23 protein-coding genes are annotated in these 24,594 nt (G+C 60.3%); 12 read left to right on the top strand and 11 right to left on the bottom strand.

Annotated elements, in window-relative coordinates:
• The first annotated feature begins 30 nt into the window (after window positions 1-30).
• Both ACGHU1_RS15330 and ACGHU1_RS15325 read left to right on the top strand, forming a co-directional pair.
• The gene (locus ACGHU1_RS15330) at window positions 31-945 is read left to right on the top strand and encodes a mechanosensitive ion channel family protein (RefSeq protein WP_390588362.1); all 915 of its coding nucleotides are present in this window, start codon (window positions 31-33) and stop codon (window positions 943-945) included.
• Between the two features lie 615 nt (window positions 946-1,560).
• Window positions 1,561-2,130 (top strand): hypothetical protein, encoded by a 570-nt coding sequence (locus ACGHU1_RS15325; RefSeq protein WP_390588361.1) that lies wholly within the window; start codon window positions 1,561-1,563, stop codon window positions 2,128-2,130.
• Window positions 2,131-2,402: 272 nt separating this feature from the next.
• Here the strand turns inward: ACGHU1_RS15325 and ACGHU1_RS15320 are convergent, their stop codons facing one another.
• The 6 genes from ACGHU1_RS15320 to ACGHU1_RS15295 form a co-directional block, all read right to left on the bottom strand.
• Entirely contained in the window at window positions 2,403-2,726 is a 324-nt protein-coding gene (locus ACGHU1_RS15320) for a DUF736 domain-containing protein (protein ID WP_390588359.1), read from the bottom strand.
• 527 nt (window positions 2,727-3,253) lie between these two features.
• Window positions 3,254-3,694 carry a hypothetical protein gene (locus ACGHU1_RS15315; RefSeq protein ID WP_390588357.1) on the bottom strand — a complete coding sequence of 147 codons (441 nt, stop codon included), beginning with the start codon at window positions 3,692-3,694 and terminating at the stop codon, window positions 3,254-3,256.
• A gap of 150 nt (window positions 3,695-3,844) precedes the next feature.
• The gene (locus tag ACGHU1_RS15310; RefSeq protein ID WP_390588356.1) at window positions 3,845-5,638 is read right to left on the bottom strand and encodes a ParB/RepB/Spo0J family partition protein; all 1,794 of its coding nucleotides are present in this window, start codon (window positions 5,636-5,638) and stop codon (window positions 3,845-3,847) included.
• A gap of 138 nt (window positions 5,639-5,776) precedes the next feature.
• Entirely contained in the window at window positions 5,777-6,178 is a 402-nt protein-coding gene (locus ACGHU1_RS15305) for a DUF2958 domain-containing protein (RefSeq protein ID WP_390588355.1), read from the bottom strand.
• 14 nt (window positions 6,179-6,192) lie between these two features.
• Window positions 6,193-6,411 carry a hypothetical protein gene (locus tag ACGHU1_RS15300; RefSeq protein WP_390588354.1) on the bottom strand — a complete coding sequence of 73 codons (219 nt, stop codon included), beginning with the start codon at window positions 6,409-6,411 and terminating at the stop codon, window positions 6,193-6,195.
• Window positions 6,408-7,370 carry an ArdC family protein gene (locus tag ACGHU1_RS15295; protein ID WP_390588352.1) on the bottom strand — a complete coding sequence of 321 codons (963 nt, stop codon included), beginning with the start codon at window positions 7,368-7,370 and terminating at the stop codon, window positions 6,408-6,410. The genes ACGHU1_RS15300 and ACGHU1_RS15295 overlap by 4 nt, the downstream gene beginning before the upstream one ends.
• Window positions 7,371-9,033: 1,663 nt before the next feature.
• Here ACGHU1_RS15295 and ACGHU1_RS15290 point away from each other — a divergent pair.
• From ACGHU1_RS15290 to ACGHU1_RS15260, 7 genes are all read left to right on the top strand, one after another.
• Window positions 9,034-10,257: a TolC family protein gene (locus tag ACGHU1_RS15290; RefSeq protein WP_390588350.1), complete on the top strand. Its 1,224-nt coding sequence runs from the start codon at window positions 9,034-9,036 to the stop codon at window positions 10,255-10,257.
• A 1-nt stretch (window position 10,258) separates the two neighbouring features.
• The gene (locus ACGHU1_RS15285) at window positions 10,259-11,500 is read left to right on the top strand and encodes an efflux RND transporter periplasmic adaptor subunit (protein WP_390588348.1); all 1,242 of its coding nucleotides are present in this window, start codon (window positions 10,259-10,261) and stop codon (window positions 11,498-11,500) included.
• Window positions 11,501-11,513: 13 nt separating this feature from the next.
• Window positions 11,514-14,663: an efflux RND transporter permease subunit gene (locus tag ACGHU1_RS15280; RefSeq protein WP_390588346.1), complete on the top strand. Its 3,150-nt coding sequence runs from the start codon at window positions 11,514-11,516 to the stop codon at window positions 14,661-14,663.
• A gap of 96 nt (window positions 14,664-14,759) precedes the next feature.
• Window positions 14,760-15,425 (top strand): HupE/UreJ family protein, encoded by a 666-nt coding sequence (locus ACGHU1_RS15275; RefSeq protein ID WP_390588344.1) that lies wholly within the window; start codon window positions 14,760-14,762, stop codon window positions 15,423-15,425.
• A 24-nt stretch (window positions 15,426-15,449) separates the two neighbouring features.
• Window positions 15,450-16,076 carry a transmembrane anchor protein gene (locus ACGHU1_RS15270; protein ID WP_390588342.1) on the top strand — a complete coding sequence of 209 codons (627 nt, stop codon included), beginning with the start codon at window positions 15,450-15,452 and terminating at the stop codon, window positions 16,074-16,076.
• A gap of 21 nt (window positions 16,077-16,097) precedes the next feature.
• On the top strand, window positions 16,098-16,547 hold the full coding sequence (locus ACGHU1_RS15265) for a YqaA family protein (protein ID WP_390588340.1): 450 nt from the start codon (window positions 16,098-16,100) through the stop codon (window positions 16,545-16,547).
• Window positions 16,548-16,570: 23 nt separating this feature from the next.
• Entirely contained in the window at window positions 16,571-17,887 is a 1,317-nt protein-coding gene (locus ACGHU1_RS15260; protein WP_390588339.1) for an MFS transporter, read from the top strand.
• Here the strand turns inward: ACGHU1_RS15260 and ACGHU1_RS15255 are convergent, their stop codons facing one another.
• The 5 genes from ACGHU1_RS15255 to ACGHU1_RS15235 form a co-directional block, all read right to left on the bottom strand.
• Window positions 17,888-18,607, bottom strand: a complete 720-nt coding sequence (locus tag ACGHU1_RS15255) for a superoxide dismutase (RefSeq protein ID WP_390588338.1) — start codon at window positions 18,605-18,607, stop codon at window positions 17,888-17,890.
• Window positions 18,608-18,617: 10 nt separating this feature from the next.
• Entirely contained in the window at window positions 18,618-19,934 is a 1,317-nt protein-coding gene (chrA, locus tag ACGHU1_RS15250; RefSeq protein ID WP_390588336.1) for a chromate efflux transporter, read from the bottom strand.
• 232 nt (window positions 19,935-20,166) lie between these two features.
• Window positions 20,167-21,426 carry a tyrosine-type recombinase/integrase gene (locus tag ACGHU1_RS15245; RefSeq protein WP_390588335.1) on the bottom strand — a complete coding sequence of 420 codons (1,260 nt, stop codon included), beginning with the start codon at window positions 21,424-21,426 and terminating at the stop codon, window positions 20,167-20,169.
• Between the two features lie 303 nt (window positions 21,427-21,729).
• Window positions 21,730-22,065 carry an ArsR/SmtB family transcription factor gene (locus ACGHU1_RS15240; RefSeq protein WP_390588333.1) on the bottom strand — a complete coding sequence of 112 codons (336 nt, stop codon included), beginning with the start codon at window positions 22,063-22,065 and terminating at the stop codon, window positions 21,730-21,732.
• The gene (locus ACGHU1_RS15235) at window positions 22,062-22,721 is read right to left on the bottom strand and encodes a peroxiredoxin (protein WP_390588332.1); all 660 of its coding nucleotides are present in this window, start codon (window positions 22,719-22,721) and stop codon (window positions 22,062-22,064) included. The genes ACGHU1_RS15240 and ACGHU1_RS15235 overlap by 4 nt, the downstream gene beginning before the upstream one ends.
• 74 nt (window positions 22,722-22,795) lie before the next feature.
• Between ACGHU1_RS15235 and ACGHU1_RS15230 the strand changes: the two genes are divergently transcribed.
• Genes ACGHU1_RS15230 through ACGHU1_RS15220 form a run of 3 tightly spaced genes read left to right on the top strand, consistent with a single transcriptional unit; the run spans window position 22,796 to window position 24,590 of the window.
• Window positions 22,796-23,728 carry an MBL fold metallo-hydrolase gene (locus tag ACGHU1_RS15230; RefSeq protein WP_390588331.1) on the top strand — a complete coding sequence of 311 codons (933 nt, stop codon included), beginning with the start codon at window positions 22,796-22,798 and terminating at the stop codon, window positions 23,726-23,728.
• The gene (locus ACGHU1_RS15225; RefSeq protein WP_390588329.1) at window positions 23,725-24,174 is read left to right on the top strand and encodes a YeeE/YedE family protein; all 450 of its coding nucleotides are present in this window, start codon (window positions 23,725-23,727) and stop codon (window positions 24,172-24,174) included. Before ACGHU1_RS15230 ends, ACGHU1_RS15225 begins: the two co-directional genes overlap by 4 nt.
• The gene (locus tag ACGHU1_RS15220) at window positions 24,171-24,590 is read left to right on the top strand and encodes a DUF6691 family protein (RefSeq protein WP_390588327.1); all 420 of its coding nucleotides are present in this window, start codon (window positions 24,171-24,173) and stop codon (window positions 24,588-24,590) included. The genes ACGHU1_RS15225 and ACGHU1_RS15220 overlap by 4 nt, the downstream gene beginning before the upstream one ends.
• Window positions 24,591-24,594 lie beyond the last annotated feature (4 nt).

Genomic DNA, 24,594 nt, shown 5'->3' with positions numbered 1-24,594 from the left:
CGGTAAAATTAACGGTTAGAGGATAAGCCCATGACTGAATGGCTTAACTCAATGGAAGGCTGGCTGAGCCATCCGCTCATCGCAGATTTTGGAACGGCGCTTATCGCGGTTGTCCTCGGGCTCGTCCTCATCCGCATTTTGCAGGGCTTTGCCGTGCGCTCGATTGCGCAGACAGATACGCGATATCGGGTGCGCAAATTCATCGGGTTGGTAGGCTACGTTGTTCTCGTCCTGATTCTGATTTCCATGCTCAGCACCCGTCTTGGACAGCTTTCGGTGATTTTCGGTGTAGCTGGTGCCGGAATCGCCTTTTCACTCCAAGAGGTCATTGCCAGTATCGCGGGCTGGATCGCCATTTCATTTGGCGGCTTCTATCGTCCTGGTGATCGCGTGCAGGTAGGAGGCATCACGGGCGACGTGATCGACATCGGCATGCTACGCACAACCATCATGGAAACCGGCGGTTGGGTGAACGGCGACAATTACAACGGACGTATCGTGAAGGTCGCCAATAGCTTCATCTTCAAAGAGCCAGTCTACAACTATACGGGCGATTTCAACTTTTTGTGGGACGAGTTCAGCGTCCCAGTGAAGTATGGCTCTGACTGGAATCTGGCGCAGAAAATGATCGAAAAGGCTGTTTCCGAACATACTAAGGCATTCGCAACCGATTCCGCCGAAGAATGGAAGGGTATGGTCAAGAAATACCTCATCGAGGAAGCCAGCACCGCGCCGAGCGTGACATTGTTTGCGGATGAGAATTGGATCACATTCACTGCACGCTATGTCGTCGATTTCCAAAGGCGGCGCAGCACCAAGGATACGATCATGCGCTCAATTCTTACCGCCTTCGAAGGAAGCAAAGGCAAGGTCGAATTCGCAGGCGCTGCAATTGAAATCACGGGCATGCCGAAGCTAGAAGTCGAAAGCGTCTCCAAGCGCTAGGAGTGTTCGTTCCTGCTCAAAGCTCGAACAGAAGCACGCGGCATTTTGTCATCGCTTGCTACCAAGAGGACCTCAGCTTTCACCCCAGTCTAGGAAAGAACGGGCTTCCGCAAACTGCGTCCGCTTTTGGCAGGAAAGGCGTGTCGCCTTAATGTCTGAGATTGGGTCGTTTGCCGACAGTCCGCTTTTATCTGAAAAGCTCGGATAGCTGCCTGTCCACTTTTGGTGAAATCGACCGACCATCTGAACGGCGCGTATTGGGGTGGGAAGCGGACATTATGTCTTTGTGGTAGCGAATGCTGCGACTGCTGTTCCAGCCCCCTCCAGTATGGGGGTCGCAAAGGGCTGCTCAGCGATCTCATTCGATTTACTCGCCTTTAAGCAAGCGCCGGCTAAGTTGCTTTAATTATTGCAAATTCGATTGGAGTTATCACAATGCCAGCGAAACTGGGGCATCTTGTCGGAGGACGTTTGCCCTCGGCCGCAAGACATCAGGCAGGCAGGGTTTTCCGAACGGAACGGCAACTAAGATCGCTGTGTTGCGCTAAAAACACTGGATTGGCTCTAGCTTTGATCGCGGCGATATCAGCGTGCGACGCTACCGAGCCTGATCACATGATCGACTGGCGTGACCATGCAATCAACGTGCGAGTTGGTGACGCTGTCTTTGAGCTCGCGCCAGGTAGGGCTTACTCTGTGGGAGATCTCACCGATGAAGAGATCAATTCTTCGATCGCGAATGGCCTTGGAAGGCGTGCCTCGCCGCTATCTGTTCGGGACATTCGCGTCGGAATGAAAAATGAAGACACGGGAGGCCTCAAATATGACGTGACTGTCACAAAGCTGCAAGGACACTTCTATGCTGGCGAAGCGACGAACCTTCTTCATAGTATATCGGAGATTTCAGAACTTTCCTTTGCGCTTCATGCAATTGACGTGCTCGACGAGGAAATACAAAATGATGTGACCGTTCGTTTCAACGACGGCACCTCGCAACATGTGCCAGTAACCTGCCGCGCTCAGCACCTTCCTCAAGCGCGCCGCGTTGTAATCTGCTCTGATCTGCGATTAGCCTATCGCGATAATTTGCTGATAGTGAATCCTAGGAGCGGGACGCTCACAGAAGCACTGCAAAATTATTCCGATGCCCTAAGTCTGATCTCAAACATGCAACATAACCAGTGAAGCGGTGTTGGCCGTAGCAACTATTATCTCGTCTGCGGTGGCGGTGTTGGGAGAGCACAAATTAGCCGAACGGCCTTTAACATTAAGTCGACGTGGGTGAGGGTGCAGCTTCAAAAGAAAAGACTTCTGGTAATCGGAGCGACGCACGTTGCTGCGTGTCCGCAAATGGGTCGCAAGCCGAATGTCGCCTTTCTGCCCTGCAGGATCAAAAGCGGACCTTTCACGAATGAAGCCCCGCCCGGCGTTTGCCGGGCGGGGCAGCCTTGCGGCGATTATTCGCCGTTTCCCTTGCGGCTGCGGGTCCAGATCAGGCTGAAGTTCTCGCCATCATCTTCGGCGAAGAGGTTCGCGTAGATCGGAGCGACGAAGCTCGGATCGTCGAGCTTGACCGAGAGGTAGTCGCGGCCTTCCTGGCTCTGCTTGCTCCAGGCGGCACCAATTTCGGCGCGGCCGACGAAGACCCGGTGCGAGGGAGCATTCTCGCTTGCCTGTTCGGTTTCGGCGACGATGCGCACATTTTTCTGCTGCACGCTCATGGTGACGATCTCGCCCTTGTAGCCGGTGCCCGTGGTGGTGAAGTTGCCGATATTGGCCATGATGATATTCCTTTCGCTTTGGTTCGAACCTGCGCCCATCGCAGCCTCGATGGCCAGACGAGGGCGGTTGTGTGGGGCGGGCGCATCTCGTCAGGGACCGCAGCGATAAGCGAAGGACGGCAGCGGGAGCGGCTATTTTGTATCGCGATGCAAAGGGCACCCCGGTGCCCGGCGGAAAATAGCTGGTCCCGCGCCGTTGCGCCCCAAAGCCCCGCAAGGGCGAAGCCCGTCCGCCGCCAGAAAGGCCATGCACGAGGCAGCAGGTGGGGCAGGTGACGCCATGCGAAAACGGCAGATCAGGACACCAATCGGCTTGCTTGCCTTTTTACGGGCTCACATTGGTCAAGAAGTGATCGCCATGTGGGGTGCCGCAGGATCCCGGCATTGCTGTCAGTGAACATCAGGCTCGCAAGTTGACCCGCAAGCGTTTCGGATCAGCGACCATCGGTGCTGGTAGCCAGTTGGGCCATGTCAGCGCTTGATCGAGGACGAGCCGGTTCCGACAATCGCCCAGTCCGGCAAGCGGCTTACACCCATGATGGCGGGTTCGGCGATGGGGTAGCGCCACCGCGAACGGTGAGCCAGCGCAGCGCCGCTGCGCTTCCAATCAACATGGCTGCCGCGAGGCTCAGCCCCTGGACGATCAGGCCATCGGGGAGCAAAGCAAGCGCAAGACCATGCGCCGCATGATAGCCCGCCACTCCGCCGCACAGGCCGAAGCCCGCAACCGGCACGAGTCGCAAAACAGGGGAGCGCGCACCGGCGAGCAGATGGGCGGCGACCAGCAGCAGTGTGGCAGCAGCCAGTCCGGCACAGGCCGCAAGCGTCCAGCCCGCCCCGCTGGCAAAGGTCCACCAAGCAATGGTCCCGCCGCACCAGAGCGGCAGGGCATAGAGTGAGAGCGAATAGAGCAGGCGCGCTGCCAGCACGGCAGCGATGAGCACGGTGAGGGCGGCAATGACAATCATGAGGCGTCCTTTCATGGCGACTATTCGCCGGACGCACCTCCCGACCTCCTCCACGGTGCTTTTTCGATGGCCGTCCAATACAGCCAAGCGCCCCGCTGCACAATGCGGGCAAGGGGATCATCCCGCTGCCCGCAATGCAAAAGCGCTGGGTCAGGCCGCGAGCGGCTCGGCCTCCGGCGCGTCTTGATGGTCGTCCGAAGCGGCTCCCGCGCCTTCCGCTTCGTCCTCCTCGCCTTCGACCAGCCACTCCGCGCGCTTCGCAGCGGCTACGCTCGGCACGCCGCCACGCGATGTATAGGCAGCAGGCGGGAAGGCCATCCAGCGCGGCACCCAGCGCTCAACCTTGGGCCGCTCGTTCGCGCCGGTCAGATGATCGGAGATAAGGCCTTTGAGGGTCGCGCCTTTCTCGGTAGCATTGGCGGTGGCCACTGCCTCACCGCCGACCTCGCCAAGCAGTGCAACCATCACCTCCTTGTCGCGCAGCAGACCGAAGAAGGCTTCGTCGGCCTGCCAGCAATCGGTCATATTCACGCCCATTTGCTGGCCGCAATATTCGACGGCCTCGCTGCCGATGGCGAGCGTTTCGGCCATGACCAGTGCGAGCACCTGCATGACCTCGCCATCTTCCAGCTTGAGCAGCCGGTGCAGGATCGGAACAAGGTCACTGCCGTAGCGGTCCTGACACAGGGCCTCGCGGCTTTCTTCGAAGCCCAGCAAATCGAGCATGGTGCGGCGGCGCTCGGCGAGCGCCTTGGTCGCGGGGCTGGCGGCAAGGCTCTCCGCAATATTCTCGTTGCGGCTTGCTGTATCGGCGGGGCGGATGCTCCACAGCGGCGAACCGGCAATCGCATGGGCGACCATGACGCGCAGCGCCAGCGACGGCGCGGTCGAGAGCCGCTCGCTCACCGCCGCATGGCGGTGGAGGTCGATATAGCTTGCCAGCGTCGAGGTCAGTTCGGGCCGCGCGGGCTTGGTGTCCCCGTCCTCGCCGCGCGCACGGCGCTCCGCCGCCTGCGCTTCGCGGCGACTGATAAAGCCTTCGTGGAACACCGCCTCGCCATTGGCGCGGCACTGGATATAGACGCGCCCGCCCTTGCGCTTGGAAGCGTGTTCATACTCCCAACTGGCAAAATGCTCGCTCGGCGGGACGATCACGACATCGGCCCAGCCTGCTTCGAGATATGCGGCCTTGCGCGCATCGACTGCGGCCATCTGCGCGGCCCAGAAGGCATCGCTGTCTGCAAAATAGCCGTCCTCGCCAAACAAATCGGCAACGATCTGGCCAGAATAGCTATCAAGGTCAAACAGCGCGACAGCGGTCGCAATCGACGCGCCGCCAAACAGCCAGCCCTTCAATTGACTGCCGCGCGGGGCATAGGCTTCTGCATCCTCGAACAGCGCCAGCCATGCCTTTTGCTGCGCCTTGCTGGCGAGCGTCAGATGGCGGACGGTCGCGGCATCCACTTCCTCGGCGCGGTAGGCCTCGCGGATGCGGGGCAAGAGATTGCCGAGCGCAAGGATGCGCTTCACCTGCAATTCGGTAAGCGCGAAGGTCGCGGCAATATCCTCGACGGTCCGGCCTTCCTTCACAAGGCGGGTGAAGCTTTCCCACTGGGTGACCTCGTCAGGGTCCTGCCGCAGCAGGTTCTCGATCATCGAGATTTCGAGCGCTTCGGCATCATCACCCTCGCCGATGACGATGCACGGCAGGCGGCGCTCCTCGCCGCATTCCTTGGCAGCTTCGACGCTCGCGAAATAGCGGCGCTTGCCTGCCAGTATCTCGAAATGATCGGGTTTGCCATTTGCCCGCACGAACAGCGGCGAGAGCACACCGCGCGCCTTCACCGAAGGCAAGATGTCGCTGATATCGGGGGCCTTGCGCCCGCGCCGCATATTGATGGGGGAAACCGAAAGACGGTTCAGCGGAATATGGTCGATTTGCATGGTAAATACTCCTGTCTACTCTCTCTTGGATAGGATGGCCCCGCCCTCCGGTCGGGGGGCTTGGGAGGCGGAAGGCGGGGCCGGTGTGTCCCGCATCGAAGGGACGGATCCGATGCGGGCATCATCCGCCGCTTGGGGCTACGGCGGTGAACGGCTGCGCTCCTGCTCTCTGGCGCGTGCCAGCGCTGCTGCCGCACGGGTCAAATGGTCGGGGTGCTCGGTGATCTGGCCGCAATGCCGCGCCGCCTCGGCATAGGCCGAGAGCGGATGCTCGGCGGCAAAATGCACATCGCGCTCGATTGTGAGGCCCAGTGGCAGGCGCACCGAGGCGATTTCCGACAGGCTTGCGCAGCCCAGTTCAGGGAACCCGAAACCAAGATCGCACAGGCCGAACAAAGTATCGCCGTCGCTGCCGAGTTCGCTGAACAGCCAGGTCGCCGCGCCCACAGGATTGAAGAATTTGACGAGGGGCACATGGTCGGCCTCGCAAAGGCCATTGGCCAGCAGCCGCTTGCGAAGGGATTGGGTGAGAAGGTCCATCGCAGCGTCTCCGGTCAGAACATTTCGAGCTGGTTGCGGGCGTTCATGTCGAACAGCCCATGATTGGCGGGGCGCTGACCCTTGCGGGGCAGCAGCGGCGCATTGGCGAGAACGCCAAGCCGCTCGCCCAGCGTGACCGGCGCAACGCCGGGCACGAGCGTCTGCGCACCGGCCTCGGTTTGCTCGGCTTCGAAGGCGCGCGGCGGTGCATTGGGGTCAGGTGTCCTGCTCATGCTGCCTGCTCCTGTTCGATGGATTGACACTGCAGCAGGAACTCGGCGGACTTGCTCGCCTGACTGGCGGCGCGGAAAATTGCGCGATTGTCGGCGCGCAGCACTGCCAGCCAGCTGCCAAGATAATCGGCATGGCGCACGGTCGGTTCGATGCCGAGCGCAGCGCACAGGAAGGCCGAGGCCAGTTCGGCAACCAGTTCTTCGCGGGCATAGGGCGCGGAGCCGAACCGTCCGGTCTGGTCGCGGGCCAGCCGCGAGCCGTGACCGGTCCAGTGGCCCAGCTCGTGCAAAGCGGTGCGGTAATAGTCGATCTGGTGATGAAAGGCGGGCTGCGGCGGCACCATCACGAAATCGCCGGATGGCGAATAGTAGGCCTGCGCCCCGCCAATCCGGAAATCCGCGCCCGTTGCGGTAATGAGGTCTTCGGCAGCGCGGTGCAATTCGCGCTCGGGCAGCGGCGCTGGCTGCGACACCAACCCTTCGGGCAGGCCATCGCATTGCGCGGCATTAAACACGGTAAAGCGTTTGAGGAAGGGTATCGAGCGCGCATCTTCGCCGCTCTCGACCTGCTCGCGCTCATCCTTCGGGGTGAAGCGGTCGGCATAGAACACGGTGCGCCCGCGCTCGCCCTTGCGGACGCAGCCGCCAGCGGCCAGCGCTTGCCGAAAGGTCAGCCAATCCTGCGAAGGATAGCCGCCCTCGATCACCGCGCCCCACAGGACCAGCACATTGATTCCCGAGTAAGCCCGCTTGGTCACCGCATTGCATGGCAGGCCGGGCGAGGCCTTGGCCTTGCTCCAAGGCCTGACCCAAGGAAACACGCCGTCCTCAAGCTGGGTTACGATTGTCTGCGTGACCTCGTCATACAGCGATGCGCGGGACCCATTCCCGCGGGCGGCGCTGCGCGCCGCCCCTCTACGCTTGCCACCTGCACTGCCTTTTGAAACTTTACGCGCCATCGCCCTTCTCCCGAACAGCCCAAATCCGCACACCGGCCCCCGGAAGGGGCGGGGTGGGCGGTGACAGCGACCAGAAAGGTGCGGTTCGGACAGCCGCACCCGCATGAGGCAATTGGCTGACCGTTCAGCCGGTCGGAAAAGGGCTGCAATGCAATGGAAGACCCGGTCCCTTCAGGGCCGGGTTGCGGCTGGCCGAACCGTGCCCAGACGGGAGCACCGCCCACCCCGCCGCTTTCGCGGGCCGACACCAACAACGCCGGCGCGCAGTGTTTGTTGCGTGATTCCCGAGCCGTGAAATGTCCCATTTCACTCGAAATCACGCCCGCGCGCCGTCCGCAGCAACCTGCTCATGCCGTGAATCGGTGCCGAGCGACCAGCGAGGTTCTCAAGACAAGAAATGCGCACCCTGAATGGAAGCGTGTGGTGCCAGTCTCAGGATCGGCCGCCTGGGCGGGGCCTGTCGTCCGGCAGGCCGATCCTCATGACAATGTAAGCTGCAATCAGAGTTCGCGCGGGGCCTAAGACAGGAATGCCGCGCCCTCAGGAGCAGGCCGAAGGCCTGCGGGACAGAGCGCGTCATCAGCCCCGCTCCGCTTCCCGGGGCGTTGCGGGGTGTCCCCGCAGAAGGGGTAGCAGGAGACAGCGAAGCGGCTCCGGCTCAGGGGAAGACCTTCCCCCGCTCCAACGCAAAGATCGACCCATGCCTACACTCCGAAACCGAACGCCCGCAATTCACTGGTCTTCAACATGTTGTCCGCAATTGAGAGATTTAGCTCGTCGATCTTCTAATCTGCTTGCGACGCCGGCCCGCTGTGCACCGCCGATCGCTCGGCTAGTTTCATCGTTACCAATGGACTATCACCTTCACGGTCAGCCGATCGCTTTTTGGAGGACTGTCTCGATCCGGGTCTGCGATTGCCGTCATTGGTCTAGTCCTAGTTTTGGGCATGATGTCACCGATGGTGATGGAACAAGGTGTGACCAGCTAGATAAGACGGCTGTTCGGAAACAAGAACGGCGAAGACCAGTCGCATCTCGCACAAGCCCAGGGGGCGGCGAGCATAGACGTCGATGACGATCGCTATGGAGCGAACCTCGGACTAAGATTTGTTCGTCGTCTCGATCATTGAATCTTACTCTCAGGAGCACGGTTCTTCGGCAATGCTTTAGCAGTCCAGCTGATCATCAACATTGCCAACAGATTGCTTGCAAAGAGGTTGTTGGCGCATTAGTAGCTTGGGCTATGCGCCAATGGCTCGGTCTCGTTTTGCTTGCCATCACACTCGTTTCCCATGGGGGATTCTCGGGTGCGATTGCGCATGCGGAGCAGGTCCATAGTCATGAATCGGGCAGCTCGCATCATTCCCCGACACCCGTCGAGGGAGCCCGTGAGATCAACTCCCTGGCTGCCGAAACTCCGAATTCCGGAGAAATTGCTCCACACGCTTCCCCCCATAGCCATACAACGGTCGGCCTTCCCGAAAGTGCTTCGCCATTGACGGCGTTTCTGTCAGCGCGTTCCCTTCCGCGGCCTGGGGACATAATGGCGTTGATCGGTAGCGAAGCCGCGCCCCTTACAGAACCGCCATTAGCCTGAACGCACAATCTTAGCGCCCGGAATCCCGGGTTGCGCCATAGGTTTTGAAGTTCAGGAGTTTCTAAAATGAACGCGATTTCGCGTGCCGCCTTGCTGGCGGTCACGGTCATGTCGGCGAGCGCGGCTCAGGCCCAATCGCTGACCCTGGAAGATGCCGTACGTCAATCGGTTTCGAGTTCCCCGCAAGGTGCTGCAACAGCGGCGCGGATCGAGGGGCTGGAAGCAAGTCGAGCAGCTGCGGATACCAGACCATCACCCACGGTCGAGGGAACTATCGAGAATATCGGAACGGGCGGTTTCAACCAGTTCCAGATCGACGGTACGTATAATCAACGTATCGAGCGAGGCGGAAAGCGCCAGGCGCGGATCGAACTCGCCGAAGGTGAGATCGGCATCGCGCAAGCTGAGGCCTTGATTCGGCGTCTGGACCTCGCACGACAGGTGCAGGAACTCTACGTAGAAACGCAGATCGCTGCGCTAGATCTGGAACTCGCACGCAGCCGGGTGGAGATCGCGGCTGCGCTTCAAGCCGAGGTTCAGCGCCGTGTGGACGGCGCTCGTGATCCCCTTTTTGCGGGAACCAGGGCGAGGACCGAGCTGGCTGAGGCTGAGGTCGATCTTGAGCTGGCAGAACACGCTCTTGATGCTGCCAAAGCTCGCCTCGCATTGTTGGCAGGTGTTGAACCAGCAGCGCTCTCGGTCGTCACTGAGGGATTTCTTGAAATGGAGGCGCTTGGCGTTGACCTGCAAGAGCTTCCCTCGATCGATCTCGCCCTATACGAAGCGAGACGCGAGCGTGCGGATGCCAATTATCGTCTTCAGCAATCCTACAGCCGTACTGATCCCACCGTCTATGCTGGCCCGCGCGTCTTCGGGTCGGGCGACGTAGCTGTAGTGGCCGGGTTCTCACTGCCGCTGCCCAACCGCGCCTTGAACCGTGCAAATATCGATCGGGCAGCGGCTGAGCAGCGGCAGGTGGAAGCAGATTTGGCCGTCGAACGCTTTCAGCGTCAGCGCGAAGTCGCTCTCGCTGGCGAGCGCGTCGAGGAGGCCCGGCATGAAGCCGAGGCAATTCAAAGCCGAGTGATCCCCGGCGCCGAACAGACATTGCGCGAAGTTCGCGCAGGCTACAACCGCGGCGGCTTCACCTTTCTCGACGTTTCGACTGCGCAGACTGCGTTGCACAATGCACGCGTCCGCTTCGTCGAAGCTCTTTCCGAATATCACGTGGCGAAAGTCGAACTCGACCGGCTCACCGGCCGTTTCGCCGACCTCGTTGGGGGAATTTAAGATGCGCAAAACTTACATTTTGATAGCAGCCCTGCTGGCCACACCGCTGGTAGCCTGCGGACAATCAGGCAGCGAAAGCGAAGTCTCGGAAGGCGCAGAAGCAGCGGCTGGCGACTATGAGCGCGGTCCTCACAATGGTCGCATGCTCCGGGATGGTGATTTCGCCATTGAGCTTACCGTGTTCGAAGATGGCGTACCGCCCGAGTATCGGCTTTATGCGTATCGTGATGGCGAGCCGGTCGATCCGGGCACTGTCCGCGCACGCGTCATGATAACGCGTCTCGACGGTGAAAAAACAACCTTCGAATTCGAACCGCAGGAGGACTTTCTGCGCGGCCAGGGTGTGCTTGTCGAGCCACACAGTTTCGATGTTGTGGTTGCGGCCAATGTTGGTGACGAACAGCACCGTTGGACTTTTGAATCCTACGAAGGCCGTGTGACTATCTCGGATGAAGCTGCGCGTGCTGCCGGTATCGAAACCGAAACAGTCGGCCCGCAGCAGGTCGGTGAGACGATAGAGATCATCGGTCGGGTCGAACTCGATCCGTCGGGTAGTGCGGAAGTCGGCGCAAAGTATCCCGGCCCTGTCATGTCCGTCCATGGCAACGTCGGTGATCGCGTCACGAGAGGCGCATTGCTGGCCCGGGTGGAGAGCAGTTACTCGCTTCAGACCTATTCGATTTATGCGCCGATTTCCGGGGTTATCACAGAGCGCAACACCAATGTCGGCGACATCGCAGACAGTGATCCCATGTTCGTCATTTCGGATCCGTCGCGCACGGTAGCCACCTTCCCCATCTTTCCGCGTGACATCGAGCGCGTGCGGCCGGGTCAGCAAGTTCTTATCCGGGGCTTGGAGGGGCAAAGGGCGCAAGGGTCGACGATCCGCAGCTTCCTGCCTTTGGCGGAAGTGAGCAGTCAGGCCGTTACGGCACGCGCGCCGCTGATGAACCGAGATGGTTTCTGGCGACCGGGCATGGCCATTCGCGGTCTGGTGTCGGTCGACCAGCGCTCGGTTCCGATGGCTGTCCGAACCGATGCAATCCAGCAGTTCCGAGATTTCCGAGTCGTTTTTGCGAAGATCGGCGAAACCTACGAGGTCCGTATGCTGGAGCTGGGTCAGGAGGGCCCCGAATGGACCGAGGTCATCAGCGGGATCGAGCCGGGGACCGTCTACGCAACCGAGAACAGCTACGTGATCAAAGCCGACATCGAGAAATCCGGCGCGAGCCACGATCACTAGGGGGCGCCAGAACATGCTTGAACGGATCATCCTGCTGTCGATCAAACAGCGTTTCGCAGTCCTTGCCGCGGTCATTCTGCTGGCGGCCTTGGGCATCTACAATTTCGGTCGGCTCAAGATCGACGCCGTCCCGGACATCACTAACGTCCAGGTGCAAATCAACACCTCGGCACCCGGCTTCTCTCCGCTGGAAGCGGAACAGCGGATCACCTACCCGGTGGAGACGGCCATCGCCGGTTTGCCGGGGCTCGAATACACACGTTCGGTATCGCGCTACGGTCTGAGCCAGGTCACGGTTGTATTCGAGGACGGGACCGATATCTTTTTCGCGCGTCAGCTGGTGAATGAGAGGCTACAAAGTGTCCGCTCGAGCCTACCCGAAACCGTCGAACCCGAGTTGGGCCCGATCGCAACCGGGCTGGGCGAAATCTTCATGTACACCATCGAGGCCGAGCAGGGCGCGGTCAAATCGGATGGCTCACGCTACACGCCGCAGGATTTACGTACCCTTCATGACTGGGTGGTCAGGCCGCAACTGCGCAACGTCCCCGGTGTCACCGAAGTCAATTCGGTGGGTGGCTATCGCAAGCAATATGTCGTTGCACCCGTTCCCACCCGGCTCGCAGGCTTCGGCCTCACCGTTGAGGATGTGATCGAGGCGCTGGAAAGCAACAACGCCAATGTCGGTGCCGGTTACGTCGAGCGTTCGGGATCGCAATATCTCATTCGCGTGCCAGGACAGGCTGAAGACCAAGGCGATCTTTCCGGGATCATCGTCGCCTGGCGCGAAGGCGTCCCAGTACGGATCGCGGACGTCGCCGACGTCAGCATCGGCTCCGAAATTCGCAATGGCGCAGCTACCAAGGATGGGCAGGAGGTCGTGCTCGGCACGATTTACATGCTCGTCGGTGAGAACGCCCGCGATGTGAGCATTGCGGTTGCCGAACGTCTGGAGGAAGTAAATCGGTCGCTGCCCGGAGGGGTGATTGCCAACACGGTCTACGACCGGTCCAAACTGGTCGATGCAACTGTCTGGACAGTCGAGAAGAACCTCGCCGAAGGCGCGCTGCTGGTTATCGTCGTGCTGTTCCTGCTGCTCGGCAACATCCGGGCGGCACTAATCACCGCCGCCGTGATCCCGCTGTCCTTCCTGATGACGATCACTGGCATGGTCGAACGAAATATATCGGGCAATCTGATGAGCCTTGGCGCGCTCGACTTCGGGCTGATCGTCGATGGAGCGGTGATCATCGTGGAAAATTGCCTCAGGCGGTTCGGAGAGGCGCAACATTCGCTGGGCCGATTGCTCAATCGGGAGGAACGGTTCAAACTCGCCTCGTCGGCCTCGGCAGAAGTCATTAAGCCGAGCCTGTTCGGAATCCTGATCATAACGATCGTTTACGTTCCGATTTTCGCGCTCGAAGGCGTCGAGGGCAAGACCTTTCACCCTATGGCGCTGACCGTCGTAATTGCTCTGACAGCAGCCTTGCTGCTGTCTCTGACCTTCGTTCCTGCAGCCGTGGCGACTTTCGTTACCGGACGTGTCGAGGAGAAAGAGAACCGGATCATGCGCGTCGCCAAATCGCGCTATGTCCCCATGCTCGACTTCGCCATGCGCAAGCGCAGGCTCGTCCTAGCGGCTGCCACAGGTTTGGTCGTCCTGAGCGGTTTTGCAGCAACACGCCTGGGTTCGGAATTCATCCCGAACCTCGACGAAGGCGATATTGCGCTCCACGCGCTGCGAATACCAGGCACCAGTCTGTCGCAGGCCGTGTCGATGCAAGGCGCATTGGAAGAGCGGATCAAGGCGTTCCCCGAAGTCGAAACCGTCTTCGCCAAGATCGGCACTGCAGATGTCGCCACTGATGCGGTTCCGCCTTCCGTTGCGGATACCTTCATCATCATGAAGCCACGCAGCGAATGGCCCGATCCGCGCAAACCCAAGGCACAGCTTGTCGCAGAGATGAATGAGGCGGTCCAACAGGTGCCCGGTTCACGCTACGAGTTCATTCAACCCATCCAGATGCGGTTCAATGAACTGATTGCCGGGGTCCGCTCGGACGTGGCGATCAAGGTTTATGGCGACGATCTCGACCAACTTGCCGCCACGGCCGCCGAAATCGAAGGCGTGGTGTCCACCATCGAGGGATCGGTAGATGCCCAGACCGAACAGGTTACGGGTCTGCCCTTCATTGAGGTCGTGCCGGACCGCATCAAACTGACCCAGCTCGGCCTGAATGTCGATGATGTGCAGATGGTCGTCTCGGCGGCAATCGGCGGAGCAGAAGCGGGACAGATTTTCGAAGGTGACCGACGGTTCGACATCGTTGTGCGTTTGTCCGAGGACCTGCGAGAGGATCCCCAGGTTCTCGAACGGCTACCGATACCGCTTCCGGGAGGTGGATCGGTTCCATTGTCGGAAGTAGCATCAATCGAGCGCACTCAGGGTCCGAACCAGATTAGCCGGGAATCGGGCAAGCGCCGTGCGGTGGTGACAACCAATGTACGAGAGCGTGATCTGGGCTCTTTCATAGCCGAAGCGCAGGAGCGGATTGCTACGCAAGTCGACCTGCCTGATGGCTACTGGATCGAATATGGCGGCACATTCGAACAACTTGAGTCGGCATCTACGCGCCTGCAGATCGTTGTACCGCTTGCGCTGCTATTGATCTTCGGCCTTCTTATGGCGCTGTTCCGGTCGGCTAAGGATGCACTTGTCGTGTTTTCCGGCGTTCCGCTGGCCCTGACCGGCGGCATCGCAGCCTTGCTGCTTCGCGGTATCCCGTTCTCGATCTCGGCGGGCGTCGGCTTCATCGCGCTTTCGGGCGTCGCTGTGCTCAACGGGCTCGTGATGCTGACCTTTATCAAGCAATTGATGGAAGAAGGTCGCCCACTCGACGATGCGATCAGGGAAGGCGCTCTGGCGCGTCTGCGTCCGGTGCTGATGACAGCGCTGGTCGCCAGCCTTGGCTTTGTGCCGATGGCCCTCAATGTCGGATTGGGCTCCGAAGTGCAGCGCCCGCTGGCAACGGTCGTCATCGGCGGGATCATATCCTCGACGATCCTGACCCTGCTGGTTCTGCCTGCCCTTTACCGCGTGATCCGTGGACGCGAAGCCACCGTCACCATCGAGCCACCCGAGCAGAACCTTGCCGCGACATAATTATCGATTGTGGCCTAGCTGGCCAACTGGAGTGAAAGAATGAACTTATCCGCAATACAAAGGCTTGGCGAGATACCGCCGCGTTATCTTGTCGCCATGGCCTTGATGATCCTGCTGTTGTGCTCGGGCGTTGAGGCCTGGGCGCATAATGTGGCCGAGGGCGACAAAGGTTATATCCAGGAAAGCAGCGGTGTGCTGTTCTTTCCCTTCATCTACTTGGGCGCGAAGCACATGGTGACCGGATACGATCACTTGCTGTTCCTGTTCGGGGTGATCTTCTTCCTTTACCGGATGAAGGACATCGGCATTTACGTGACATTGTTCGCGATTGGCCATTCGACGACGATGCTGTTTGGAGTACTGACGGGCATTTCCGCCAACGCTTACGTGATCGATGCGATCATCGGGCTATCGGTCGTCTACAAAGCGCTCGACAATCTGGGTGCTTATCAGCGCTGGTTCGGCTTCCAGCCCAACACCAAGGTCGCGACGCTCGTGTTTGGGTTCTTCCATGGCTTCGGTCTGGCAACCAAAATCATTGAATTCCAGATTGCCGAGGACGGACTGCTCACCAACCTCATTGCCTTCAACATCGGTGTAGAGATCGGCCAGTTGCTCGCGCTCGGCGCTATCCTCATCATCATGGGGTATTGGCGCCGAACATCCAGCTTCATGCGGCATGCTTTTGCAGCCAACGTCGTTCTCATGACCGCAGGCTTTGTGCTTGTTGGTTACCAGCTCGCCGGCCTGACCGTCGCCTGATCCAGTCCTTCGGAGAAAAATTCCATGTTCAATTCCCAACGACCCTCTACCGATGACCTGCCCACCAGCAGGCAGCTCCTGCGCGCAACTGGCATCGCCGCCATTACTGCGGGCGCCATTCTGGTGGCCGTGGTGTGGCCCAGCGAGTACGGCATCGATCCCACCGGCGCAGGACGTGTGTTCGGCTTGACCGAAATGGGAGAAATCAAGCAGCAGTTGGCCTTGGAGGCAGCAGCCGACACGGCTAGCGCGCAGACAGCTGCGATTCCCGCTGTCAACCCGCAAATGGCGGCAAGTGAATCCGCCAGCACGAGCGAGATGCAATCCGATGGCGCGCGGTCGGATGTCACCACGATCGAGCTTGCACCGGGCGAAGGTGCTGAGATCAAAGTCGTCATGGCGAAGGATGTGGGCGTCGCATATGACTGGTCGGTATCGGGGGGAACGGTCAATTACGATACCCATGCCGATGCGCCCGGCATTCCCTATCATGCTTATGACAAGGGTACAGGTTCCGCAGGCGAGAGCGGCACTCTCGTGGCCGCATTCGACGGCAGCCACGGTTGGTTTTGGCGCAACCGTTCGGGCGGTCCGGTAACGATCACGCTGCGGACCGAAGGCTCCTACACCGAAATCAAGCGCGTCGTCTGACCGTCCATCAGATGCCGGGACATGATCCCCGAAGCCCTGTTCGCCAGCTATGCCGGTCTGTTCGCCGCGGCCTTCGTCGCAGCCACGATCCTGCCCGCACAATCCGAGCTCCTGCTCGCAGCGATGCTGATCTCGGATCGCTTCAATATTGCGGCTCTGCTGGCGGTAGCGACTGGTGGCAATGTGCTGGGATCGGTGGTCAATTGGTATTTAGGCCGCTGGTTTACACACTGCCGAGAAAAGCGCTGGTTTCCGGCGTCCCCCGCAACGATGGCGCGGGCCGAGGCGTGGTTCGCACGCTTCGGTCCGGCGGTGCTGCTTTTGTCATGGATGCCTGTGATCGGCGATCCGCTGACTGTGGCCGCCGGAGTGTTGCGAATGCGGTTCGGGGTCTTTCTATTGGTCGTGACACTCGCCAAGGGCGGGCGTTACCTGTTCCTGGCATTCGCTGTCGTGAACTGGGTGGCGTGAGCTGAAACGAGAAAGGTGGCGTCATGCTGGCCGTCCTTGCCAATCGCATCTATCGGCATCTGTTTCTGGCGCAGGTCATCGCCTTGGTAGGAACCGGTCTGGCTACCGTGGCGCTCGGGCTTCTGGCCTATGATATAGCCGGGGCCGATGCCGGCGCGGTGTTAGGAACGGCGCTGGCGATCAAGATGGTCGCCTATATCGGTATCGCCCCCCTTGTCGGCGCATATTCGGACCGCCTGCCACGCAAGAAGCTGCTGGTGGCGATGGATATGGTGCGTGCGGGCGTGGCGCTGGTGCTGCCTTTTGTCGATGCGGTCTGGCAAGTATATTTGCTGATCTTCTTGCTGCAATCGGCATCGGCGGCGTTCACCCCGACTTTCCAAGCAACGATTCCCGAAATCCTTCCCGACGAAGAGGATTACACCAACGCACTTTCGCTTTCGCGTCTCGCTTATGATCTGGAAAGCTTGCTCAGTCCGGTGCTGGCCGCTGCGCTCCTTGCGGTGATCAGCTTCCACTGGCTGTTTGCGGGGACCTCGATTGGCTTCGCGATCTCCGCGCTGCTCGTAGTTACCTCGACCCTCCCACACCGCCAGGCGGCATCGAAGGTCATCGAAAATGTCTGGCGAAAAACGACGCGCGGTGCACGCATCTATCTTAAGACCCCGCGACTTGTCGGCTTACTTGCTGTCACTCTGGCCGCTGCAGCGGGAAGCGCGATGGTGATCGTCAACACCGTCGTCATCGTGAAGGGAATGGGCGGCTCTGAAGGCGATGTCGCGCTGGCACTGGCGGCCTATGGCGGAGGATCGATGCTGGCGGCCTTGCTGCTGCCGCGCATGCTCAGATTCGTGAGCGACCGGACCGTGATGCTTGCCGGATCGGCGATGCTGGCAATCGCACTTTTCGCACTGGGAATCTTGGCTTTGGGCTGGTCGGTCTTGGTGGCCGGGTGGTTGATCCTGGGTGCGGCCTATGCGCTGTGCGTGACACCGGGCGGTCGACTGCTGCGCCGCTCTTCTGCCGAACCGGACCGGCCGGCGCTGTTCGCCGCACAATTTGCGCTAAGCCATGTATGCTGGCTGGTGGCCTATCCCGTCGCCGGGCAGATCGGTGCAAGCTTTGGGATGAAAAATGCTTTTCTTGCATTGGCTGGCCTGGCAGCCGTCGGGGTAATTATGGCGCTCTGGCGCTGGCCGGGACACGATCCTGCCCAAGTTGCCCATGAGCATCCGGAACTGCCCGCCGATCACCCTCATCTCGCGGAACACGGGACTGCGGAACACAAGCACGCCTATGTGATCGACGAAATTCACAGCCATTGGCCCGGGCGCGTATAATCAGGCGGTAGCCGCGAGATAGCGCGCGTCGACAACTTCCCAGTCGAGGTTAGCCATGAACGCGTCGATATAGCGCGCAGCAGCCGTGCCATAATCCATGTGGTAGGAATGCTCATACATATCGAGCGCAATCAGCGGCGCGCCCGTTACCGCCCCATGCATGTGGTCCCACGCCCAGTAATTGTGCAGCGAGGAGGTATGGGCGTTCCAGCTCAGCACGCACCAGCCCGATCCACCTGCTAGCGACAGGGCCGTGCGGCGAAACTCGGCTTCCCATGCTTCGAAACTTCCGAACCAGCTGTGGAGCGCTTCGTAGATTGAACCGCCCGGATTGCCGTTCCCGCCAAGCGCGCCGAAGTAATATTCATGAAGCACCACGGAGCCGGTGCGGTGCAGTTCCTCGCGCTTCAAACCGGCATAGGCGACGGGCGGGAAATCCGCATCGTTCATGGCGGCAGCAAGCCGTGTCTCGATTGTGTTCAGCCCGCGCACTGAGCCTTGGTAATTATTTTCCCAGTGCGAGGTTATCAGCCGTTCGGACAGGCCGGTCAATTTGGCCGGATCAAACCGCAGCGGCTTGGGCATATGGTTGCCTGCAAAGGCAGCAATGCGCACCGGCTCCTGCGCGGATGCTATGGTAGCTGTCCCGCCAGTGAGTGCCGCCCCGGCAACACCTAGTGCTGCCGTGCCGATTGCCTCGCGCCTTGTGATTTTGCTCATGCCTACCTCCTCAAGTCGCCAGGCCCAGCACCAGCCCGCCAAGCGCCGCGACTCCCAGAACTTTTACCACAGACCACTTCGGTCCGAAAACCAGCAGGCAGGCGATTGCGGCCAGAAGCGCAGCGCGCCAGTCAAAGCTCGCCCATTCGGGTGTGTAGAGCCGCAGCGGCCCCGCCCTTGTTTCGCCTACGGCAGTAAAAATGACATGCAGAGCAAACCAGGCGGACAAATTTGCGATCACGCCGACGACCGCCGCAGTAATCGCAGCCAGCCCGCCTTTGAGCCGGGTGGCATTGCCGAGCCGCTCAATCCACGGGGCCAGCGCGAAGATCCACAGAAAGCAAGGGGCGAAAGTCACCCAGGTGGTCAGCCCTGCACCGAGCAAGCCCGCCACGAACGGTGTGAAGGGCTCTGGAGCGCGAAAAGCTGCGAGATAGCCGACAAACTGCGTGACCATGATGAGTGGCCCCGGCGTGGTTTCGGCAAGGCCTAGGCCATCCGCCATTTCGCCCGGCTGCAGCCAACCAAACCCCTGCACCGCTTCCTGCGCCATATAGGCGAGCACGGCATAGGCTCCGCCGAATGTGACCACGGCCAATTGCGAGAAGAATGCGCCAATGTCCCACAGCACATGGTCGCGGCCCAAAGTCATCGCGACCAGCAGCATCGGCATTGCCCAGATGACACTCCAGATCGCGACGGCCTCGAACGTGCTGCGCCACGGTCTGGGGCCGGTGGGCGCGTTGCCTGCTCCGGGTTTCAAGGCAAGCCAATCGGGATGCAAAGCCGCCACCGCCATGCCAATCGCACCTGCTCCCAGCACAATCAGCGGAAACGGCAGATCGAGGAGAAACAAGGCGACGAAGGCGCCTACCGCCAGCCCCTGCTTGAAACGCGTATTAAGCGCACGCCCCGCAATTCGCAGCAATGCCTGCAACACGATGGCGAGCACCGCGGCCTTGATGCCAAGGAACAGCGCTTCGAACCATTCAAGACGGGCGGCCACGGCATAGAGCATCGACAGGCCAAGGATCACCAGCGCGCCGGGGATCACGAACAGCAGGCCCGCCGCCAGCCCGCCACGCCAGCCATGCAACCGCCAGCCGATCCAAGTCGCAAGCTGCTGCGCCTCCGGACCCGGCAACAGGTGGCAGAAATTGAGCGCGTGGAGATAATCCTCTTCGCTGACCCACAGCCGGTCCTCAACCAATTCGCGGTGCATGAGCGCAATTTGCCCTGCAGGACCGCCAAAGCTGAGCAGGCCGATACGCAGAAATACGCGGAGGAGCTGCGCGAAGCTGGGGTTCGTTGTGGGCAAAGCGCTCATTATTACCTCGCAAACATCGGCCCGCCGGTAGGCAGAGCAACGAGGCAACGCTTGGGCAATTGCTGCCTGACCGGGAGGTTGCTTGGTCCCGATCCGCATATTCTTACGTTACCGGTGCGAGACGTGGAAGCACAATTACTAGCGGCTCGCTTCCGAAGGCATCTTTAACCTTAGTCGAGGTATCTGCCCGATTGCCGTGTGGACTTGTCCCTTTTCGGATCACTGACATAGCTTACGCGGCAATGTCGAGGATCCTAACGTCAGTTCCATCGAGCAGATTGGCGATCTTGCCCGACACTCGGTCGACCGCTAGCCGCAGCGCTTCATCCAAGTGAACGTAATTCTGCGTCGATCCGCGGGCACCGTGTCCGAGCAGCGCTTTGATGGTCAGTTCCGAGAATCCCATGTCGCCTGCCACGCTGCCGAAAGTGTGGCGGAGGACATGCGGGGTCACACGATCGATCCCGGCAATCGTGCAGAGTGCGCGGAGCACCTCGGGAACCCCCGAGAATGGCCGGTCAACGAAGTCAGAGGCAAAGAAGAGCGGCAGCGCCCGTTTCTCTGGAGCGGACTCGAGAACAGCGATTGCGGCTTTGCCAATCGGGCGGATCTGGCCGTCTGTCTTCGTGTCGGGGAAATGCACATAGCCTTTCTCGGCGTGGAGCCAGCTTCGGTGCATGCCAATGACTTCGGAGATTCTGTAGCCCGTGAGCAGCAGCACCCGGATCGCCGCAAGCCCGGTGGGGTTTTCGCCATTGCGTTCGGCAATCGTGATAGCCTTGCCCAACTTGCGGATTTCTGCGGCGCTCAAACGCCGGGTGCGCGGCTTGCCGGCAATCTTGCGGACTCCGGCAGCCGGATTGTTCTCGACGATATCGTATCGCATCGCATGGGCTAGCAGCGCGTGCAGGGTGGAGACGGCACGCCCCGCGACGCCTGGGCCACCGGTTGTCCGCCCACCGCGCCCTTCATTTTCCTTTGGCTTGGCGGTCCGTCCGGCAACGATATCCATCTGCATCTTTTCGATGTCCGACATTCGGAGCGAGCGGACCTGCCGATTGCCGATGAGCGGCTTGATGTGCGTTTCGATGCGGCTACGATCCATGGCGAGCGTCGATGGCTTGATTGGCCGATGCTTGCGGCCCAGAAGTTTGCCGGACTCGGCGTTCTCCAGATACCATTCGCACACTTCGCGGATGGTGACCGCGGCGCGCGACTGTGCGCGTTCCTCCGCCGGATCGTTACCCCCAGCCACTGCGCCCAATTTCATGATCGCCTGCTTGCGCGCCTGCTCGACGGTGAGGACCCCAAAGCGCCCGAGGACGATTCGCCTGCTGCGCCCTTCGTCATTGCGATACTGGAGAACGAAGACCTTCAGGCCCGATGGCATCGCCCGAACACCGAACCCTCGCAGTTCGTCATCCCAGAGAAATGCCTGTCCCTTGGCGGGGATTGCCATGTTGTCGACGCCTCGCTTTGTGAGCTTGCCCATACCGTTCGTCCTTTCGGACAATTTGCTTACACAAGCAGTTCCGGTTGGCAATGTAAGCACATTGTAAGCGAGCGAACAGAAAAGCTGGCGTAGAGACGGATAGGTCTGGCGCAGAGTGTGACCAGAAAGATATCTATATTACAGTATGATATAAGACTTGAGCGTTATCTGGCGTAGACACGGCTAAGCTTCTCAGACATTTTGCCAAGGTTGGGGTCGGGCGTTCGAATCGCCTCGCCCGCTCCATTTTCTAATCCGACAATCGCATTTAAGTGACTTGCGCACCGGTCCCGGTGTGCCGGGTCAGGTGATGCGTGCGAAGTTTGCGGCGCCGGGTGATGCGCTATGCGGCGACGCGGGCGGATTATCGCGCTGCGGCCCCAGCTTTCGCACCAGTTCGGCAATCTCTTCCAGCCGATCCTGACCGGGGCGATAATAGACCATCTTTGCTTCCTTGCGCGTCTGGACAAGTCCGGCGTTTCTAAGGACGCCAAGCTGCTGCGACAGCGTGGGCTGACCGATCTGGGTCGCAGCCTCGATCTCGCCGACATTGTGTTCGCCGCCGCTCAGCACTTCCATAATGCGAAAGCGCAAAGGGTGGGCCAACGCTTTCAACTGTCCGATCAGGGCATCGTTCATGTGCGTTTCCCCTCAGGCAGCTGGCGCAGGAACCAATCGGTTTCATTCGCAGCGCCGTACACCTCGTCAAGGTCATGCGTGGGCGATTGCAGCAGGGCATCTCCCGTCTGCCAGTTCGCCGGTGCGAGACCATGTTGGGCGTCGATAGCCTGCAGCGCATCAAGCGTGCGGAGCATTTCCGGGATTGAGCGTCCGACACTGGCGGGATAGCAATTCATTGCGCGGATAACGCCAGCCGGATCGATGAAAAACGTGGTGCGAACCGCCGCACTGTCATTGTCCCCCGGCGCGACCATCCCGAATGCGCGCCCGACAACAAGTGTCGGATCCTCTACAATCGGAAAGCGCACCTCGACCCCGAAACGTTCTTTTATCAGGCGCAGCCATGCAAAGTGCGAAAACAGGCTGTCCACTGACAGCGCCATGAGCGCGCAATCCCTTTTCTTGAATGCCTGCGCTTCTTTTGAAAGCGCCACAAATTCGGTGGTGCAAACCGGCGTGAAATCCGCCGGATGCGAAAACAGCACCAGCCACCGACCGCGAAAGGAGGACAGTTTGACCGGTCCCAAAGTGCTTCTGGCTTCGAAATCTGGAGGCGTGTCGCCAATTCGGAGCCCCGCACACGGTGCTGGAGCTGCTGGATGATGGGTGTCCATACGGGACTTATAACACTTGACAGTTTGAACGCAATACATATACATATTTAATGTAATCGTATTGGAGTCTTAAAATGAACCGTGCTGATGATGCTGTGCAGGAGGCGAACGCGCAAATTATCCGTGCGCAGCAGAATAAGGCGCTGCGACCGTCGATTGCGGGCTTCTTTGACGAAGCGACCAACACGGTCAGCTACGTCGTGCATGATCCGGCGACAAACGAGGCTGCGATTATCGATTCGGTGCTCGATTACGAGGCTGCCTCCGGTCGCACCTCGCATGGCTCGGCCGACATCATTATCGAATACGTGAATACGCATAATCTGAAAGTAACTTGGCTGATTGAGACACATGCACACGCCGATCACATTTCGGCAGCCCCCTATCTTCAAGAGCGGCTGGGCGGGAAGTTATCGATCGGCAAAGACATCATACGCGTGCAGGACGTGTTCGGAAAACTGTTCAACGCCGGGACCGATTTTGAACGCGACGGATCGCAGTTCGATCATCTGTTTGTCGACGGGGAGCGGTTCAAGGTCGGCAGCCTCGAAGGGATCGCGCTTCACGTGCCCGGCCACACTCCGGCAGATATGGCGTTCATCATCGGTGACGCCGCGTTTGTCGGGGACACGATCTTCATGCCCGATTTCGGCACAGCGCGCGCCGATTTTCCCGGCGGAGATGCGCGTCAGTTGTTCCAGTCGATCCGCCGCCTCCTTTCGCTGCCGGACGCAACGCGCCTGTTCCTCTGCCACGATTACAAGGCACCGGGCCGGGATGACTATGCGTGGGAGACAACGGTCGGCCAGCAGCGGCGCGAAAACGTCCATGTGAAAGACGGTGTAACCGAGCAGGAGTTTGTGGACATGCGGACCACCCGCGATGCTGCGCTCGCTATGCCCAATCTCATCATGCCGTCTGTGCAGGTGAATATTCGCGGCGGACGATTGCCGGAGCCTGAGGACAACGGCGTAAGCTACATCAAGATACCGGTGAACGCGGTATGACGCTGCCCGGATTTCCCGATGCCGCACCGCTTGCCGGACTTGGTGGCGGCGTTCTTATCGGCCTTGCCGCAGCATTGATGCTGATCGGGGCCGGGCGCATTGCCGGAGTGTCCGGTATCGCGGCGCGGGCGGCGGGCATCAGCGATGGCGGCATGGCGAGATCGTCCGCATGGCTGTTCCTGCTCGGCCTTCCGCTGGGCGCGCTGGCCGTGATGCTGCTGTCCGGGCCGCTTGACCCAAGCTTTGCCAGCCCGGCCTACCTTATTCCCGCCGGATTGATCGTCGGCATCGGGACGCGTTTGGGAAGCGGTTGCACAAGCGGGCACGGCGTGTGCGGGATGAGCCGCCTTTCCCCGCGTTCGCTGGCGGCGACAGCGACCTTCATGGTAACCGGCATCGCCACTGTGGCCGCGATGAACGCGTTCGGGATTGAGGTGCTGCCATGATCGCGCGCCGTCTTCCCGCTCTTGCATCAGGCGTTTTGTTCGGTGCCGGGCTGACACTTGGCGGGATGACCGATCCGGCACGCGTCCGCGGTTTTCTGGACCTGTTCGGCGACTGGGACCCGACCCTTGCCTTTGTCATGGGCGGAGCGGTGCTGGTCATGGCGGCGGCCTGGTGGCTGCAGCCAAAGCTGGCGCGTCCGGTGTTTGCAGAGGGATTTTCGCTGCCGACGCGGCGGGATCTGACGCCGAAACTTATCGGCGGGTCGGCGTTGTTCGGGATCGGCTGGGGCATTGCCGGACTGTGCCCGGGCCCGGGGATAGCTGCACTGGCGATAGAGCCTGTATCCGCTGCCATCTTTGTCGCGGCGATGCTGGCGGGCATGTTCGTGGTCCGCCTGACAGAGGGGCGCGGCTGATCGG

This window comes from Erythrobacter sp. MTPC3 (assembly GCF_042854385.1).
Classification (GTDB): domain Bacteria; phylum Pseudomonadota; class Alphaproteobacteria; order Sphingomonadales; family Sphingomonadaceae; genus Erythrobacter.
The sequence above is the reverse complement of the archived record's forward strand: the minus strand, read 5'-3'. Positions and strand labels throughout refer to the sequence as shown.

Excerpts from the sequence above, each read along its gene's own strand:
- ACGHU1_RS15325 (WP_390588361.1), top strand. The coding sequence starts at position 1,561 with ATGATCGACTGGCGTGACCATGCAATCAACGTGCGAGTTGGTGACGCT.
- ACGHU1_RS15230 (WP_390588331.1), top strand. The coding sequence starts at position 22,796 with ATGAACCGTGCTGATGATGCTGTGCAGGAGGCGAACGCGCAAATTATC.
- ACGHU1_RS15330 (WP_390588362.1), top strand. The coding sequence starts at position 31 with ATGACTGAATGGCTTAACTCAATGGAAGGCTGGCTGAGCCATCCGCTC.
- ACGHU1_RS15240 (WP_390588333.1), bottom strand. The coding sequence starts at position 22,065 with ATGAACGATGCCCTGATCGGACAGTTGAAAGCGTTGGCCCACCCTTTG.
- ACGHU1_RS15295 (WP_390588352.1), bottom strand. The coding sequence starts at position 7,370 with ATGGCGCGTAAAGTTTCAAAAGGCAGTGCAGGTGGCAAGCGTAGAGGG.
- ACGHU1_RS15290 (WP_390588350.1), top strand. The coding sequence starts at position 9,034 with ATGAACGCGATTTCGCGTGCCGCCTTGCTGGCGGTCACGGTCATGTCG.
- ACGHU1_RS15310 (WP_390588356.1), bottom strand. The coding sequence starts at position 5,638 with ATGCAAATCGACCATATTCCGCTGAACCGTCTTTCGGTTTCCCCCATC.
- ACGHU1_RS15225 (WP_390588329.1), top strand. The coding sequence starts at position 23,725 with ATGACGCTGCCCGGATTTCCCGATGCCGCACCGCTTGCCGGACTTGGT.
- ACGHU1_RS15220 (WP_390588327.1), top strand. The coding sequence starts at position 24,171 with ATGATCGCGCGCCGTCTTCCCGCTCTTGCATCAGGCGTTTTGTTCGGT.
- ACGHU1_RS15275 (WP_390588344.1), top strand. The coding sequence starts at position 14,760 with ATGGCCTTGATGATCCTGCTGTTGTGCTCGGGCGTTGAGGCCTGGGCG.
- ACGHU1_RS15285 (WP_390588348.1), top strand. The coding sequence starts at position 10,259 with ATGCGCAAAACTTACATTTTGATAGCAGCCCTGCTGGCCACACCGCTG.
- ACGHU1_RS15305 (WP_390588355.1), bottom strand. The coding sequence starts at position 6,178 with ATGGACCTTCTCACCCAATCCCTTCGCAAGCGGCTGCTGGCCAATGGC.
- ACGHU1_RS15300 (WP_390588354.1), bottom strand. The coding sequence starts at position 6,411 with ATGAGCAGGACACCTGACCCCAATGCACCGCCGCGCGCCTTCGAAGCC.
- ACGHU1_RS15315 (WP_390588357.1), bottom strand. The coding sequence starts at position 3,694 with ATGATTGTCATTGCCGCCCTCACCGTGCTCATCGCTGCCGTGCTGGCA.
- ACGHU1_RS15320 (WP_390588359.1), bottom strand. The coding sequence starts at position 2,726 with ATGGCCAATATCGGCAACTTCACCACCACGGGCACCGGCTACAAGGGC.
- ACGHU1_RS15260 (WP_390588339.1), top strand. The coding sequence starts at position 16,571 with ATGCTGGCCGTCCTTGCCAATCGCATCTATCGGCATCTGTTTCTGGCG.
- ACGHU1_RS15280 (WP_390588346.1), top strand. The coding sequence starts at position 11,514 with ATGCTTGAACGGATCATCCTGCTGTCGATCAAACAGCGTTTCGCAGTC.
- ACGHU1_RS15235 (WP_390588332.1), bottom strand. The coding sequence starts at position 22,721 with ATGGACACCCATCATCCAGCAGCTCCAGCACCGTGTGCGGGGCTCCGA.
- ACGHU1_RS15245 (WP_390588335.1), bottom strand. The coding sequence starts at position 21,426 with ATGGGCAAGCTCACAAAGCGAGGCGTCGACAACATGGCAATCCCCGCC.
- chrA (WP_390588336.1), bottom strand. The coding sequence starts at position 19,934 with ATGAGCGCTTTGCCCACAACGAACCCCAGCTTCGCGCAGCTCCTCCGC.
- ACGHU1_RS15265 (WP_390588340.1), top strand. The coding sequence starts at position 16,098 with ATGATCCCCGAAGCCCTGTTCGCCAGCTATGCCGGTCTGTTCGCCGCG.
- ACGHU1_RS15255 (WP_390588338.1), bottom strand. The coding sequence starts at position 18,607 with ATGAGCAAAATCACAAGGCGCGAGGCAATCGGCACGGCAGCACTAGGT.
- ACGHU1_RS15270 (WP_390588342.1), top strand. The coding sequence starts at position 15,450 with ATGTTCAATTCCCAACGACCCTCTACCGATGACCTGCCCACCAGCAGG.